The sequence below is a fragment of the Hydrogenophaga sp. RAC07 genome, assembly GCF_001713375.1.
In the GTDB taxonomy this organism is placed as follows: Bacteria; Pseudomonadota; Gammaproteobacteria; order Burkholderiales; family Burkholderiaceae_C; genus Hydrogenophaga.
The window spans coordinates 2,529,309-2,544,297 of record NZ_CP016449.1 but is presented as its reverse complement, the minus strand read 5'-3'; the positions used below and the strand labels follow the sequence as shown (position 1 = coordinate 2,544,297).

Annotated in this window: 14 protein-coding genes; 5 read left to right on the top strand and 9 right to left on the bottom strand. The window is 66.9% G+C overall.

From position 1 onward, the window contains the following. Positions 1-89: 89 nt before the first annotated feature. The 4 genes from BSY239_RS11830 to BSY239_RS11815 all read right to left on the bottom strand — a co-directional run bounded on the left by BSY239_RS11830 (position 90) and on the right by BSY239_RS11815 (position 4,270). Complete coding sequence (locus tag BSY239_RS11830; protein ID WP_069047026.1) at positions 90-833, bottom strand: amino acid ABC transporter ATP-binding protein; 744 nt, start codon at positions 831-833, stop codon at positions 90-92. A 9-nt stretch (positions 834-842) separates the two neighbouring features. Beyond that, entirely contained in the window at positions 843-1,946 is a 1,104-nt protein-coding gene (locus BSY239_RS11825) for an amino acid ABC transporter permease (RefSeq protein WP_069048952.1), read from the bottom strand. 2 nt (positions 1,947-1,948) lie between these two features. Then, positions 1,949-3,124, bottom strand: a complete 1,176-nt coding sequence (locus BSY239_RS11820; protein WP_069047025.1) for an amino acid ABC transporter permease — start codon at positions 3,122-3,124, stop codon at positions 1,949-1,951. A 108-nt stretch (positions 3,125-3,232) separates the two neighbouring features. Continuing rightward, on the bottom strand, positions 3,233-4,270 hold the full coding sequence (locus BSY239_RS11815; RefSeq protein WP_069047024.1) for an amino acid ABC transporter substrate-binding protein: 1,038 nt from the start codon (positions 4,268-4,270) through the stop codon (positions 3,233-3,235). Positions 4,271-4,591: 321 nt separating this feature from the next. Between BSY239_RS11815 and BSY239_RS11810 the strand changes: the two genes are divergently transcribed. The 4 genes from BSY239_RS11810 to BSY239_RS11795 all read left to right on the top strand — a co-directional run bounded on the left by BSY239_RS11810 (position 4,592) and on the right by BSY239_RS11795 (position 8,050). Then, complete coding sequence (locus BSY239_RS11810) at positions 4,592-6,319, top strand: long-chain fatty acid--CoA ligase (RefSeq protein WP_069047023.1); 1,728 nt, start codon at positions 4,592-4,594, stop codon at positions 6,317-6,319. A 4-nt stretch (positions 6,320-6,323) separates the two neighbouring features. Beyond that, positions 6,324-6,569, top strand: coding sequence for a hypothetical protein (locus tag BSY239_RS11805; RefSeq protein ID WP_069047022.1), 246 nt, complete (start codon positions 6,324-6,326; stop codon positions 6,567-6,569). Between the two features lie 8 nt (positions 6,570-6,577). Further along, a complete protein-coding gene (gene acuI / locus BSY239_RS11800) occupies positions 6,578-7,576 on the top strand; it encodes an acrylyl-CoA reductase (NADPH) (RefSeq protein WP_069047021.1) in 999 nt (332 codons plus the stop codon). 111 nt (positions 7,577-7,687) lie between these two features. Next, on the top strand, positions 7,688-8,050 hold the full coding sequence (locus BSY239_RS11795) for a hypothetical protein (protein WP_069047020.1): 363 nt from the start codon (positions 7,688-7,690) through the stop codon (positions 8,048-8,050). 6 nt (positions 8,051-8,056) lie between these two features. Here BSY239_RS11795 and BSY239_RS11790 read toward each other — a convergent pair whose 3' ends face one another. Both BSY239_RS11790 and BSY239_RS11785 read right to left on the bottom strand, forming a co-directional pair. Next, positions 8,057-8,857, bottom strand: coding sequence for a DUF2189 domain-containing protein (locus BSY239_RS11790; RefSeq protein WP_069047019.1), 801 nt, complete (start codon positions 8,855-8,857; stop codon positions 8,057-8,059). A 43-nt stretch (positions 8,858-8,900) separates the two neighbouring features. Then, positions 8,901-9,308, bottom strand: coding sequence for a bacteriohemerythrin (locus BSY239_RS11785; protein ID WP_172823105.1), 408 nt, complete (start codon positions 9,306-9,308; stop codon positions 8,901-8,903). Positions 9,309-9,444: 136 nt separating this feature from the next. Here BSY239_RS11785 and BSY239_RS11780 point away from each other — a divergent pair, with 136 nt between their 5' ends. Continuing rightward, entirely contained in the window at positions 9,445-10,185 is a 741-nt protein-coding gene (locus BSY239_RS11780) for a 2OG-Fe dioxygenase family protein (RefSeq protein ID WP_069047017.1), read from the top strand. Here the strand turns inward: BSY239_RS11780 and BSY239_RS11775 are convergent. The 3 genes from BSY239_RS11775 to BSY239_RS11765 all read right to left on the bottom strand — a co-directional run bounded on the left by BSY239_RS11775 (position 10,173) and on the right by BSY239_RS11765 (position 14,986). Next, the gene (locus BSY239_RS11775) at positions 10,173-11,879 is read right to left on the bottom strand and encodes a mechanosensitive ion channel family protein (protein ID WP_083239937.1); all 1,707 of its coding nucleotides are present in this window, start codon (positions 11,877-11,879) and stop codon (positions 10,173-10,175) included. The two genes, BSY239_RS11780 and BSY239_RS11775, sit on opposite strands and share 13 nt — an antisense overlap. A 195-nt stretch (positions 11,880-12,074) precedes the next feature. Further along, positions 12,075-13,436, bottom strand: a complete 1,362-nt coding sequence (locus BSY239_RS11770) for a mechanosensitive ion channel domain-containing protein (RefSeq protein WP_172823104.1) — start codon at positions 13,434-13,436, stop codon at positions 12,075-12,077. Positions 13,437-13,534: 98 nt separating this feature from the next. After that, a complete protein-coding gene (locus tag BSY239_RS11765) occupies positions 13,535-14,986 on the bottom strand; it encodes a VWA domain-containing protein (RefSeq protein WP_069047015.1) in 1,452 nt (483 codons plus the stop codon). Positions 14,987-14,989: the final 3 nt, after the last annotated feature.

The following is a 14,989-nucleotide window of genomic DNA, read 5'->3' as shown; positions in this document are numbered from 1 at the left end:
GTGGGGCCTCCTTGAAAACCCGCGCATTGTGTCAGCGCCACATGACCCTCACAAGTCAATAACCCTGTGTTGAAAAGAAGCCTTGTGAATCAATGGCCGAGGATCTTGGAGAGAAAGTCCTGGCTGCGTTCGTTCTGCGGGTTGTTGAAGAATTCGGTGGGCGTGTTCTGCTCCACGATCTGACCCTGGTCCATGAAGATCACGCGGTCGGCCACGGCTTTGGCAAAACCCATTTCGTGCGTCACGCAGATCATGGTGATGCCCAGGTTGGCCAGCTCCACCATCACGTCGAGCACTTCCTTGATCATCTCGGGGTCGAGCGCCGAGGTGGGCTCGTCGAACAACATGATCTTGGGCGTGAGGCACAACGCGCGCGCAATCGCCACGCGCTGCTGCTGGCCACCCGAGAGCTGCAGCGGGTACTTGCCGGCCTGCTCGGCAATGCGCACGCGCTCCAGCTGGACCATGGCTCTTTCCTCGGCCTCCTTCTTCGGCATCTTGCCGACCCACATGGGCGAGAGCGTGAGGTTCTCCAGCACGGTCAGGTGCGGGAACAGGTTGAACTGCTGGAACACCATGCCCACGTTCTTGCGCACCTGGTCGATCGCCTTGATGTCGTCGGTGAGCTCGATGCCGTCAACAAAGAGGTGGCCTTGCTGGTGTTCCTCAAGCCGGTTGATGCAGCGGATCAGCGTGGACTTGCCCGAGCCGGACGGGCCGCACACCACGATGCGTTCTCCCTTGGCCACGTCGAGGTCGATGTCGCGCAGCACGTGGAAGTCGTTGCCGTACCACTTGTTGACTTTGTCGAAACGGATGATGGGTTCGGTCATGTTGTTCTCTCAGCGCGCCTTGCTGGCACTCAGTTGCTTCTCGACCCACAGGCTGTAGCGGGACATGGCGAAGCAGACGGTGAAGTAAATGAGGGTGATGAAGAGGTAGGCCTCGAGCTTGAACGGGCGCCAGTTCACATCCGCATTGAGCGCCAGGGCCAGCGCGCCGGTGAGTTCGTAGAGCGAGACGATGGTGACGAGCGAGGTGTCCTTGAACAGCGAGATGAAGGTGTTCATGATGCTGGGCACCACCATGGCCAGTGCCTGCGGCAACACGATCTTGCGCTGCGTCTGCCAGTAGGTCAGACCCAGCGTGTCCGCCGCTTCGAGCTGGCCCTTGGGAATCGCCTGCAGGCCGCCGCGGATGATCTCTGCCATGTAGGCGGCTGCGAACAGCGTGATGCCTGCAATCACGCGCACCAGCACGTCCAGCGTCACGCCCTGGGGCATGAACAGCGGGAACATGAAGGACGCCATGAACAGCACCGAGATCAGCGGCACACCGCGGATAAGTTCGATATAGACGATGCAGGCGGTGCGGATCGCAGGCAGTCGCCCGCGCCGTCCCAGGGCCACCACCACCGCCAGCGGAAAGGCCAGGAAGATGGACAAGGTGGCCAGCATCACGGTGAGCGGCAGGCCGCCCCAGAGGTCGGTGCGCACGTCGGCCAGGCCGAACACGCCTCCACCCATCAGGGTGAAGAACAGCGCCAGGATGACCACCCACATGATGGCCAGCCACGGCTTCCAGAAAAAGCGCACGCAGCTCAGAATGAGGCCGCCCATCATGAGCGAGGTCGCCACCAGCGGGCGCCACTGTTCGTCGAACGGATAACGGCCGAACAGGATGATGCGGTACTTCTCGGTCACCACGCCCCAGCAGGCGCCGATGCCGCGCGCGGCCTGGCAGGCGTCTGCATCGGCCCGCACCACGGCATCGATGAAGAACCAGCGGATGAAGCCTGGCAGCACCCAGGCCAGCAGGCCGATCACGAACACCGTGACCAGGGTGCTGCGCACGTCGGCAAAGAGATTGCGCCGCATCCAGGGAATGAGGCCCGAGGTCTTGATCGGGGAGGGTCGGGGGGCAATGGGGGTGAACGTGTCGGACATGTTCATCGCTCCTTGATCGCCACGCGCTGGTTGTACCAATTCATCAGCAGCGAGGTACTGAGTGAAGTGGTGAGATAGACCAACATGATGATGGCGATGCATTCCACCGCGCGACCGCTCTGGTTGATGGTGGTGTTGGCGATCGAGACGACGTCGGGGTAGCCGATGGCCACCGCCAGCGACGAGTTCTTGGTGAGGTTGAGGTACTGGTTGGTCAGGGGCGGAACGATCACCCGCATGGCCTGTGGCAGCACGACGAGCTTCATCTTCTGGCGCGGATTCAGGCCCAGCGCGGCGGCGGCTTCGTCCTGCCCTCGGCTGACCGACTGGATGCCGCTGCGCACCACCTCGGCCACGAAGGCCGATGTGTACATCACCAGCCCGACCAGGATGGTCATGAATTCCGGCGTGGCGGCCACACCGCCATCGACCATGAACACCAGTTGCTCGGGCACATTCCATTCCCGGGGCATGCCCGAGACGACCCAGCCCATCACGGCGAACGCGGCGATCAGCGCGATCGGCGTCCAGAGCCGGTCACCGTCTCGCCCGGTCGCTTCAAACCGTTTCTGCACCCAGCGCAGCCACATCCAGCCCGCCACCAGGCCAACAGCGGCACCGGCCACCACGGCGCCCAGACCCGCAGTGGGGTAGGGGAACGAGAAGCCGCCCTTGCTCAGGAAGAACAGGTCGGCGAGATTCCAGGCCTCGTTGGACGGCGGCAGGATCTCGATGAAGACCAGGTACCACATCAGCAACTGCAGCAGGATGGGCACGTTGCGGAACAGCTCCACGTAGCCGTAGCAGAGGCCGCGCACCAGGCCGTTGCGCGAGAAGCGCCCGACGCCCAGCAAGACACCCAGGATGGTGGTGAACAGGATGCCCAGGGCCGCCACTTTCAGGGTGTTGAGCACGCCGACCCAGATGGCCTTGCCGTAGCTTTCGCTGGGGTCGTAGGCGATGACGGTTTCGCCGATGTCGAAACCGGCACTGGCGCCCAGAAAATCAAAGCCGCTCTGGATACCGCGCGCGGCCATGTTGCGCTGCGTGTTGTGAGCGAGGAACCAGATGCCCAGCGCAATGATGACCAGTGCGACCAGCTGGAACAGCAGGCCACGCGTGGCCCGGCTGTTGAGCGACCACTGGCGCTTCGGAACAGGGGGAGGAAGGGGTTTCAAGACAGCCTCGGATGTGTGTGAACCCGGATGAGGGTGTAGAGAAGCACCAGGCTTTCGCTCTGGTGCTCTCGACTGTCATGCCGCCGCATGGCGCGGCGGCTCCTGGTTTCAGCGCACGGGCGGGGCGTACATCACGCCACCCTTGCTCCAGAGGTTGTTGACACCGCGCGGCAGGCCGATGTCGGTTTTCGGGCCCACGTGGCGCTCGAAGATCTCGCCGTAGTTGCCCGTGGCCTTGATGGCGCGGTAGGCCCACTCCTTGTCCAGGCCCAGCAGCTTGCCGGTGTCTTCGGTGCCGGCACCCAGCAGGCGCATCACGCCCGGGTTGGTGCTGCCGGTTTTCATCTTGTCGACATTGGCCTGGGTCACTTCGTACTCTTCGGCTTCCAGCAGCGCAAAGCCCACCCAACGCACGATCGCGGCCCATTCGTCGTCACCGCGGCGCACCGCCGGGCCCAAGGGTTCCTTGGAGATCAGTTCGGGCAGGATCACGTGGTCGTCGGGCTTGGCCATGTCCTTGGCGCGGCTGGAGGCCAGGCCCGAGGCGTCGGTGGTGTAGGCCTGGCAGCGGCCAGCAGAGTAGGCGGCCAGTGCGGCCTCAAGCTTCTCGAACACCACGGGTTTGATGTTGAGCTTGTTGGCGCGCGAGTAGTCGGTGAGGTTGAGCTCGGTGGTGGTGCCGGATTGCACGCACACCGTGGCGCCCTTGAGCTGTCTGGCGCTCTTGACGTTGAGTTTCTTGGGGACCATGAAGCCCTGGCCGTCGTAGAAGTTCACGCCGGTGAAGGTCAGGCCCAGCGAGGCGTCGCGCGTCAGGGTCCAGGTGGTGTTGCGCGCCAGCATGTCGATCTCGCCGGACTGCAGTGCCGTGAAACGCTGCTGGGCGGTCAGGGGCACAAAGCGCACCTTGTTGGGGTCGCTGAGCACGGCCGCGGCCACCGAGCGGCAGACATCCACGTCCATGCCGCTCCACTTGCCCTGGCTGTCGGCAGCCGAGAAGCCCGGCAAGGCGGTGTTGACGCCACAAATCAGCTCACCCCGCTTCTTGATGGCATCCAGATCCTTGCCCGCGTGGGCCGGCATGCTGGCCAGGGTGGCCACTGCGCTCAGTCCCAGGGCCGCCATTTTCAAGCTCGTGTTCTTCATCTGCGCTCTCCGTTGTGTTTGAAAGGATGTTCACCGTCGCTGTACATGCACCTGTTGGGTGCGTCCTGCAACTGCAAACGAATGTATCCCTGGCTTTTTGAACCCTGGATCGGGGTTTACGTGGGAAACCCATGCAATTTGCACATGGCAACCAGACGGCAAGACGCCACGCGCACCCGTGGACGACGGCTTGCAGGTTCCGTGCCCACCCACCCTGAGAGGCCATGCCGCGTGGGGTCTCTCCCGCGACAAGACGTGTTTTCATCCCGGCGGGCTGACCCGTATCCTGTGTGCCAAACAGAGAACATCGGAGACAAACCCATGAGCACCCACAACACGGAGGATGCGGATTCGACCGCGCCGCACCACCGCTTCTGGCCCCAGCGCCTGCCGCACCGGATCACGCCGCCGGCCACCTCGCTGTGGCACAACCTCGCGGTGAGCGCGCTGCGTTATCCGGACAAGACCGCGCTGGTGTTCTTTGACCAGGTGCTCACGTACCGTCAGGTGTTCGATCAGGCAGAACGGCTGGCCGCACATCTGCGCACACAGGGGGTGCAGGACGGCGACCGCGTGATCCTGCTGATGCAGAACTGCCCTCAGTGGGTGGTGGCGCACTTCGCGATCCTGCGGGCCAACGCGGTGGTGGTGCCGGTCAACCCGATGAACCGCAGCGACGAGCTTCAGCACTACATCACCGACCCCGACGCGCGCGTGGCGATTGCCGCTGCCGATCTCGCCTGGGAGCTCATCAAGGCCAACGCCGAGGTGCCCGAGGCCGATCGTTTGCGCCACCTGGTCGTGTCGCATTACAGCGATGCCTTTGGTGCGCAGGCCGAGGTGCCGCCGGCCTGGACCGAGTGGCTGGCCACGCGCCACGCCGTGCCCACGCTGCCTGGCGGCACGGTGAGCGGCTGGGCCGACGCGCTGGCCTGCACCGCCACCGCGCCCGCGCACAACCGGGGCCCCGACGACCTCGCGGTGTTGCCCTACACCAGCGGCACCACCGGTCTGCCCAAGGGCTGCATGCACCCGCACCGCACGTTGATGCACAACGCGGTGGCCGTGGGCCTGTGGACCAACAGCACGGTGGAGAACGTGGGCCTGCTGGTGGTGCCCATGTTCCACATCACCGGCATGGTGGCGGGCATGCACGCGGCGGTGTACGTGGGTGCGACCATGGTCGTGATGCCGCGCTGGGACCGCGATCTCGCCGGCCAGCTGATCTCGCGCTGGCGCGTGACGCACTGGACCAACATCCCCACCATGATCATCGACCTGCTGGCCAGCCCGCGCTTCGACCAGTACGACCTCTCCAGCCTGGTGCTGGTGGGTGGTGGTGGCGCGGCCATGCCGCAAGCGGTGGCGCAGCGTCTGCTGGAGCAGTACGGCCTGCGCTACTCGGAAGGTTATGGCCTCACCGAAACCGCCGCACCTTCGCACAACAACCCGCCCGACCACCCCAAGCAGCAGTGCCTGGGCATTCCCTTCCTGAGCACCGAAGCGCGCGTGGTCGACCCGATCACGCTGGAAGCAATGCCGCAGGGCGAAGCCGGCGAGATCCTCATCTGCGGGCCCGAGGTGTTCGACGGTTACTGGAAACGTCCCGAGGCCACCGAGGCCGCCTTCACCACCATCGACGGCAAACGTTTCTTCCGCTCCGGTGACCTCGGCCGCATCGACGAAGACGGCTACTACTTCATCACCGACCGGCTCAAACGCATGATCAACGCCAGCGGCTTCAAGGTCTGGCCGGCCGAGGTGGAGGTGTTGATGTTCAAGCACCCGGCCATCGCCGAGGCCTGCGTGATCGCCACGCAGGACACCTACCGGGGCGAGAGCGTGAAGGCGGTGGTGGTGCTGCGCGAGTCGCACCGCGCCACCACCAGCGAGCAGGACATCCTGGACTGGTGCCGGGAGCACATGGCGGTCTACAAATGCCCGCGCACGGTGGAGTTCGTGAGCGCCCTGCCCAAGAGCGGCAGTGGCAAGGTGATGTGGCGCCTGCTGCAGGAGCAAGAGGCCAGCAAGGCAGCACCCTCACAATGACGGCATGCCTTCCATTGCCCACATCTTTCACCGCCTCTGGCAACCGCGTCGAAGCCTTTTCTGGCTGATGCTCGGGTTCAACGCGCTCTCCAGCTTCATGGTCGGTTTCCTGCAGCTCAACGACCCGCCCATGGGCGTTCGCCTGGTGGTGAGTGTGTTTGCGCTCACCAATTCCCTCATCGGCTGGTGGCTCACGGTGCGCCTGTGGCGCGAGACCGATCCCAACCGTCCCCCCGACACCCCTGTTTAGGAAACCCCATGTTCAACGCACTCGTCATCACCAAACCCGAGTCGGGCTACCGCTGCGACCTCACCGAGCTGGACGAGGCGCAGTTGCCCACCACCGGTGACGTGACCGTGCGGGTCGACTACTCCACCCTGAATTACAAGGACGGCCTGGCCATCACCGGGAAGTCGCCCGTGGTGCGCAGTTTCCCCATGGTGCCCGGCATCGACTTCGCGGGCTCGGTCACGCAGAGCGATCACCCGAAGTGGAAGGCCGGCGACCGCGTGCTGCTCAACGGGTTTGGTGTGGGGGAAACCCACTGGGGCGGCCTGGCGCAGATGGCTCGCGTCAAGGGCGACTGGCTGGTGGCCCTGCCCGACAACCTGAGCGAACGCGACGCCATGGCGCTGGGCACGGCGGGCTACACCGCCATGTTGTGCGTGATGGCGTTGCAGCGGCACTGGGCGGATGCGGGCGTGGCGCCGGGCAGCGGCGAGGTGCTCGTGACCGGTGCCAACGGCGGCGTGGGCAGCGTGGCCATCTCGCTGCTCACGGGTCTGGGCCACACCGTGGTGGCGTCGACGGGGCGCCCGCAGGAGGCGGACTACTTGAAGTCGCTGGGGGCGGCGGCGGTGATCGACCGCAACGAACTGGGCGCGCCCGGCAAGCCGCTGCAAAAGGAGCGCTGGATCGGCGTGGTGGACTCGGTGGGCAGCCACACCCTCGCAAACGCCTGCGCAAGCACGCGCTACGGCGGCGCCGTGGCCGCCTGTGGCCTGGCCCAGGGCATGGACCTGCCAGCCAGCGTGGCGCCTTTCATCCTGCGCGGCGTCACGCTGTACGGGATCGACAGCGTGATGGCGCCCATGGCGCGGCGCGAAGCCGCCTGGAAAGCGCTGGCCAACACCATCAACCGTGAGCAACTGGCGGCCATCACGAACGAGATCGGCCTGGCTGGGGCGATCGCCGCCGGCAGCGAGATCCTGGCCGGTCGGGTCCGTGGACGGCTGGTCGTTGACGTGAATCGCTGAAAAAAGTTCCCAAGTCGTGTTACAAACCCGGGGGGGTAAGGGCGGAATACACGCCCGTTTCGTGCGTTGTGTTGATCAATGGCAACTTTGCCGAGGAAACATCCCGAATCCATGCGCATCTTCACCACCATCCTGGACACCGTCGCGCAGCGCTTGATGAGCGAGCCCGCCCGTCACGACCCGGCTGCGTTGTCCCGCATACGCCGCGCCATGATCGACCTCATGCCCAACGATGCCGGTTGGGAAGACGAACGATTGCGTCACCGCCTGCTGGTGGCCGTCGACCCCAAAAGCCTCTGGTTCCTGCGCGTGGATCTGCACCAACGCCTGTGCCGCTCCATGGGCGAAGAGGCCGCGCTCGACAGCGTGCAGTCGCTGTGGCCGCTGTTCGAGGACAGCATCGAGCCCTCGCTGCTGGGCAAACGCCCCGGCCGTCGGGGTGGCCCGCGCGGCGACACACCGCCTGCCCGCTGAGCCTCTTCAGGTGGGGTCGCTCACCGTGCCCTGGTAGGCGTGCCAGGTGGCGTGGCCCAACACCGGCCCCACGACCAGCAGACCCAGAAAGAACGGCAGCATCGCCAGCCCCACCAGCAACGTGATCAACGCCCCCCACAACAGCATCACACCCGGGTTCTGCAGGCAGGCACGGATGCTGGTCAGACCGGCCGAGATGGCGTCCACGCGCCGGTCCAGGATCATGGGAATGGAGATCACGCTGGTGGTGAAGATCAAGCCGGCGAACACACCGCCGACCACCGCGTAGGTGATCAGGAACGACAGGTTGGCGGGGTTGAGCAGCTGGGCCAGCAGGTTGGTGGTGGACGGCATGGTGTTGAAGGTCACCGCAAACACCACCAGCGAGGCTCGGCCCCACAGCATCTCCAGGATCAGCAACACACCGGCAAAGATGGCCATGGTGCCCTGCGTGGGCCGCCATGCCAGCAGCGAGGCGCGCAACGACGGCCGCTCACCGGCCTGCAGGGCGCGGCTCGCGTCATACAGACCCAGGCACAGGAAGGGCCCCATCAGCAGAAAGCCCGCGCTCAGCGCCAGCACATAGGCCGGCGCGGCGCGAAACACCGCCAGCAAGGCATGGCCCATGAGGAAGAAGCACAGACCGTAGAAGAGCCCGATGCGCGGGCAGCGCACGAAGTCGGCCCAGCCCAGGCGCAGCCAGCGCAGCGGAGCGCCCATGCCCAGCGCGGCGATCCGCAGGTCGAACACCGACGGCGGGCGCGGGGGGCCGGTCGGGCTGTCGTTGGCGGGTGTGGCGTCGACCATGTGGCTCTCCTTTGTGACCTCCGATTGAATCACCAACCCGGCCTCAGGCCGCTGCCGTGCCCGACGTGGTGACGCGGCGCATGTGCAGGGCCAGCGCGGCGTCCAGCGACTGTGTGTGCCGGCTGAACCACGCCCCCAGCTCGGCGGCCATCTGTCGCACCGGCGCCAGGTCACCGCGCTGCGCCTGACCCAGGCCTTCGCGCAACAGGTTGAGCACCACCCGGTGCTCCAGCGTGTGCTGCTCGGTGGTGGCAAAGGTCTCCTGGCGCATCCAGCGGTCTTCGGCACCGAAATGCGTTGCCGCGTGCTGGACCAAGGCTTGCCAGGTGGCCACCACCTCGTCGTCGGGCGCCGCTTGCGCCCGGCCCAGCAGTTCCACGAATTCGCGGTTCATGGCGTCCATGGGATCGAATCCCAGCCACAGGGCAGGCGTCCATTGAAGTGTCTGCATGCGTGTCTCCTCGACCGTGGTCATTCCGGCCTGCGCACAGCTTGCGCCCGACCGGACGCAGACGTTTTGATCCAGCGCATGAAAACGCTTCAGGCGGCCCCGGACCAACCGGACCCGGCCAGTAAACTGCCGCTCCATGACCAGCGAATTCCAGCCTCCGTACCTTCCCCTTTCACAGCTCGACACGTCCCTCAAGACCACGGGATTTGCACTGCTCAGCGCCGCCAGCGTGGCGCAGTGGCTGCCCGCCAGTGCGGGCGAGCTGCAGGCCCTGCACACCGGCTGGGACCACCTGCCGACCGACGCTTACCTGAAGGACGGCGGGCGTTACCGCAGCCGGCGCCACAGCTGCTTTGTGGTGGACGGTGAGCAGGTGCAGCAGTCGCCCCACCGCGCGCACTGGCAACCGCTGGAGTACAACGCCCTGCACGGCGGCATGCAGCGCTGGTTCGAACCCATGGAACCGGCGGTGGTGGCGCAGCCGGTGTGGGGCCGGCTGCTCACCCGGCTGGGCGAGGTGGCCAGCGCGCTGCGCGGCCAGCAACCCTGGTTTGTGGAGGCGCACCCGTTTCGCATCGACACCACCGACGGCATCGGCCGGCCCACGCCCGAGGGTGCGCACCGCGACGGAGTGGATCTGGTGGCCGTGTTCATGGTGGGCCGCCACGGCATCAAAGGTGGCGAGAGCCGCGTGTTCGAAGCCAACGGTCCGGGCGGCCAGCGCTTCACGCTGCGCGAGCCCTGGTCGCTGCTGCTGCTGGACGATGCGCGCGTGATCCATGAAAGCACGCCCATTCAACCCCTGGAAGGCGACTCGCTCGGGTGGCGCGACACCTTGGTGGTGACCTGCCGCGCCGGCGGATTTCAGGGCGACTGAACCGGCGCTGTGCTGGCGCCCGCTGGCGACAGTGGGTGGCCTGGCGGCGGTGAGGCCCAAGGGCCCTGCGGCACCACCTGCGGCTCGGGTGGGTCGGACCGGTAGTGCGGCGACATGATCTGCACACCGTTCTCGTTGAACACGTCCAGGATGTTGGCGTGCAGCTGGTGGAGCGCGTCGGCGCGACGTCGAGGCGCGTTCTTGTTGCTTTGTGCGCAAAGCCGGTATTCCACATAGAAGTCCGACAAAGCCGTTTGCACCACGTAAGGTCTGGGCTCCGCGGCCACGCCGGGCGTGCGCCGGGCGGCTTCCAGCAGCAGGGCGTGCACCTGGCGCCAGGGCGTGCCGTAGCCGATGGTCACACCCGTCTGCAGCATGAATTGCCCGTCTTCCACCAGGCGCGAGAAGTTGCGGATCGGCTGGCTGAAGATCACGCTGTTGGGCAGGCTCACCTCTTCGCCCATGCCGGTGTGCACCTTGGTGGTGAACATGCCCAGGCTGGTCACGGTGCCCTCGGTGTCACCGATCTTCACGTATTCGCCCACGCGCAGCGAGCGTGAATACATGAGGCTCAGACCCGACAGCGCCTGCCCCACCACGCTGGATGCACCCAGGGACAACATCAGACCGGCCATCACCGACAGGGCCTTGAAGGCTTCGGTGTTGGCGCCTGGCAGGTAGGGGTAGGCCATGGCCAGCGCGAACAACCAGATCACGAAGTTGCTCAAACGCCGCGTGGGCGAGGCGGTGTCCTGGTCGATCCAGGCCAGCGCGATGTCGCCGCTTTCCACCCGGCGCAGGAAGGCGGCGTTGGCCCGGGACACCATGCGTGCGATCACGAAGATCAGGGCCGCCACGACCAGTCCGGGCACAGCGGATGCGATGGAGCCGGCGAACTGGCGCAGCACCTCCAGCAGCCAGGCGGTCGAGCGTTCTCCCCAGGGCCTTGTCCAGGCAAACTGGTGCAGCACGAAGGTCGCCCAGGCGTCGACGATCAGCACCACCAAGGTCCAGGCCACGGCGCCCATCAACAACCGGGAGGCCACGCGCGCGTGTTCGGCATAGGTGGTGACCAGGGCGGAGTGAGAGCCCGGGCCGGTGGGGGTCTGCATGGCGGTGTAGACCCGCCTGGCAACGTGTCGTCGGAGGCGAAAGATGCCGCGCACCAGCAGCCAGGCTGCCAGCGAGGCCAGGATTGAAAACGCCAGACCCAGCGCAATGCGGCGCGGGTCGTGCACTTCGGCGGCTTCCGCCACCGCCGTCTCCAGCCGCAACAGCACGTCGCGTGTCAGCGACTCCAGCGAGGCTTCCGGCCGCGGTGCATCCGAGTCGCCGGCCGTGAGGAAAAAAACCGTGCGGCCGTCCACCTCGAAACGCACCGAGGCGCCCGTGTTCGTCTGGCTCACCGATCGCGGACCCGGGGTTTTCAAGGCTGCCGCCAGCGCTGCTTCGGCCAGCCGCACGCGCTGAACCGGTGTGTCGCCCAGCAAGGTGGCGCGAAACGTCGCAATGCGCCGGTTGTGGAGATACAGGGTGTCGGGACCCTCGGCGGCTTCGGCTGTGGCGGGCGGTCGGTCGGCGGGGGCCGCAAGGTCCAGGGGCTGGGCGCCCAGCCAGTGGGGCAACAGGCCCGCGCAAAAGACCAGGATCTTGCACAGGGCGGAAGATCGGGCAGCACGTGGTTGGTTGGGCAAGTGAACCCCCCGAGTCAGGACGATGCCCGAGAGCTTTCCACATCCGGCGAACGCCGTCGAGACGAACGCGCTTCGGGTGGCTTGGCTGTTGCAGCCGAGCCACCCCGGTCCCGCGGGCTATTTGGCTATTTCACTGCCAGCGTCACCAGCAGCAAGGTGGTGGAGCGCAGGCCATAGGGGCGTATTCAAGGGCCGTCACAGTGGCCTGCCCATGTCATCGCGTCTTGCGGCCTGCGGGTCCGTCATGCCTTGCCCCGACGATGGCGTCAGGTGCCGGATCGGCAGGCCGAAGATCAGCTTGTTGGGCAGGCTCACGTCGTCACCGGCGGGCGTGTGCAGGCGGGTGGTGAACATGCCCAGCGCGACCACGGTGCCTTCGGTCTCGCCGATCTTCACGTGCTGGCCCACGCGCAGCGAGCGCGAATACATCAGGCTCAAACCCGAGAGGGCCTGCCCCACGGCGCTGGATGCGCCCAGCGAGAGCATGAGCCCGGTCATGACCGAGAGCGCCCTGAAGGCTTCCGTTTCGGCCCCCGGCAGGTAGGGGTAGGCCATGGCCACGGCGAAGAGCCAGAGCACGGTGTCGCACACACGGCGGTTCGGCAGAGCGGTGTGGGCGTCGAGCCAGGCCAGCTGGACGTCGCCACTCTGCACCCGGTGCAGGAAGGCCGCGTTGGCCCGGGACACCATGCGTGCGATCGCGAAGATGAGCCCGGCCACCACCAGGCCGGGCACCGCAGCGGCGGTGGCGCTGGCGAAGTGGTGCAGCACCTCCCGCATCCAGGTGGACGACTGTTCGCCCCAGGGCCGTGTCCACGCAAATTGCAGCAGCACAAAGGTGACCCACGTGTCCAGGATGAGCAGCACGATCACCCAGGCCGCGGCGTTGGTCACCAGCCGGCAGGCCACATGCGCGTGTTCCGAAAAGATGGCGACCAGCCGGGCGCCCGCGGTGGCAGACGCTGGCCGGTGCAAGGCGGCGTGAATCCGTTGGGCGACACGCTCGCGCAGCTGGAGGGTTCCGCTCACCAGCGTGCTGGCCAGCAGGCTGGCGCCCAAGCAGACCAGCAGGTCGGTGGCGATGCGCAGGCGATCGCGCAACTCGGCGGCTTCGGCCACCGCCTTTTCCAGCCGAACCTGAACATCCCGCGAGGTCGGCTCCAACGCGGCTTCGGGCCGCGGTGTGCCTGTGTCGGCGGCCACGAGAAAAAACACGGTGCGGCCGTTCAGTTCGAAACGCACCGAATCCGGTGTGGCGGTGTGCGTCACCGTGGGACGTTCAGCGTTGCGCAGGGCCTCGGCCAGCGCGACTCGGGCGAGTTCCACCCGGTCGGCGGGCGAATCGCCGAGCAGGCTGGCGCGAAAGGTGGCGATGTGCCGGTTGTGCAGGTACAGCGCATTCGCTGGACGCGTGTCGTGCTGCACGCCGGTGGGGCGTGGCGTGAACACGTCCAGCGGCTGTGCGAGCGCGAAGCCCGCAACGAGTCCCAGCCAGCCCGCCAGCGCGAAACCGCGGATGGCGTTGCGGGGGAGGAGAAAACAGCGCGTGCGCAACACGAACTCCTGGCAGAACACAGACCGCCAGCGTTCCACAGTGCGTCACTCGCGACCAGCCGGTGCAGACCGCAGGCGCTTGGCCGCAGACGCCCCGGGTGTCAGCGGCGGATGGCGTTCGGAAAGTACAGCGCGGTGAGGCTGCGGCTGTGCACGGGCGAAAAGTCGTCGCTCACGCGCGAGGCCGTGTTGCCCCAGCGGCGCCAATCGCGTACCCAGTGCAGCTGGTCGCACACCTCGGCCAGGCCCACGGTCTCGCGGTCGCCGATCAGGATGCCGTGCACGCGCAGCGCCAGACGTTGTTTGGCATCGCGCAGTTGGGCCAGCGTCGCGTGGGTCACGCCGAACTCGCCATCGCCCACGATCAGCACATCGGCCTCGTGCCATCCCGTGGTCTGCACCAGCGCCACCGCGCGCTCCAGCGGTGTCTGCACATCGGTGCCGCCATCGAAGCTCTGGCCCATCAGGTCGAGCAGGAGCGACAGGCCGTCGGCGTCCATCGCCAGATCGCGTTCCAGCAGTTCGTCGGGTCCGCCGAAGGCCAGCAGGCGGCAGGCGCGGCGGCCCGCGTGGGCGCTGCGCAAGGCCTGCAGCACGCAGGCCTTGGCCACGTTTTCCGGCGCGCCGCGCATCGAGCCCGAGGTGTCCAGGCACACGATGAGCGGGCCGCGACCGGCGTGGGTGGCGGCTTGGCGCAGCGCTTGGGGCTCGGGCTGCGGCAAGGGGCGCTTCGACTGTTCGCGCGCGCGGTCGTCGTAGGTGAGCAACTGGGCTTCGGCAAAACGCGCGCGCCACAGGCGCCGCAGCACCGGGCGGGTGAGGTTGAGGCTCTCGCCACCGGTCATGCGTGCCAGCGTGCGCGAGCGGCGCACACCGTCCACCGCGGTGGGTTCGGGACGGCGCTCGTCTTCGTCGGCCGGATGGCGCGCGGCGGGCAACTGCTGGCGGGTATCGGGCTGTGTGGTGATGGCCGGCGGCTGCTGCGCGTGTTCGCGCCGACCCACGCCGTCGATGAAGCGCGCGAGCTGTGGCAGGCGCTGCAGCAGCTCGCCGATGCGCCGCGCCTCGCCCCATTCGCGCCGGTTCAGGTGGCCTTGCAGATCGTCCCAGCGCAGGTGGGCGAGGTCCCCCAGCGACTGCAGCAGCGAGAGCACCTCGTCCCAGCCCTGGCGTTGCACGTCCCAGCTGTCGCGGAATTCGGCCCGCATGCGTGCGATGGCCTGGTCGCGTGGTTCGCCGGGCGGGCGGTCGACCAGGCTGTCCAGGTGCCACAGCAGGCTCTGCATCACCTGCCGTGTGAGCGGCGCGCTGCCCTGGGTGAGGGTCAGCAGTTCCAGTTCCAGCAGCAAGGGGCGCAGGGACTGCGTGGCGGGGGCGTCGCCAAAGTCGTCGGTGGTGTCGGGCAGGGCGCCGGCCATCAGCGCGGTCATCCAGCGCGCCATGTGGGGCAGGCGCGCGGCGGGCTGGCCACTGCTGCACACCACGGCCCATCGCCACAGCTCGCGCGGCAGGGTCTCGAGGTGGTGGTAGGGCGTTGAGGGAGCTGACACCATCGT

Coding starts and splice junctions, on each gene's coding strand:
- BSY239_RS11830 (WP_069047026.1), bottom strand. CDS start 833: ATGACCGAACCCATCATCCGTTTCGACAAAGTCAACAAGTGGTACGGC.
- BSY239_RS11825 (WP_069048952.1), bottom strand. CDS start 1,946: ATGTCCGACACGTTCACCCCCATTGCCCCCCGACCCTCCCCGATCAAG.
- BSY239_RS11815 (WP_069047024.1), bottom strand. CDS start 4,270: ATGAAGAACACGAGCTTGAAAATGGCGGCCCTGGGACTGAGCGCAGTG.
- BSY239_RS11810 (WP_069047023.1), top strand. CDS start 4,592: ATGAGCACCCACAACACGGAGGATGCGGATTCGACCGCGCCGCACCAC.
- BSY239_RS11805 (WP_069047022.1), top strand. CDS start 6,324: ATGCCTTCCATTGCCCACATCTTTCACCGCCTCTGGCAACCGCGTCGA.
- acuI (WP_069047021.1), top strand. CDS start 6,578: ATGTTCAACGCACTCGTCATCACCAAACCCGAGTCGGGCTACCGCTGC.
- BSY239_RS11795 (WP_069047020.1), top strand. CDS start 7,688: ATGCGCATCTTCACCACCATCCTGGACACCGTCGCGCAGCGCTTGATG.
- BSY239_RS11790 (WP_069047019.1), bottom strand. CDS start 8,857: ATGGTCGACGCCACACCCGCCAACGACAGCCCGACCGGCCCCCCGCGC.
- BSY239_RS11785 (WP_172823105.1), bottom strand. CDS start 9,308: ATGCAGACACTTCAATGGACGCCTGCCCTGTGGCTGGGATTCGATCCC.
- BSY239_RS11780 (WP_069047017.1), top strand. CDS start 9,445: ATGACCAGCGAATTCCAGCCTCCGTACCTTCCCCTTTCACAGCTCGAC.
- BSY239_RS11765 (WP_069047015.1), bottom strand. CDS start 14,986: ATGGTGTCAGCTCCCTCAACGCCCTACCACCACCTCGAGACCCTGCCG.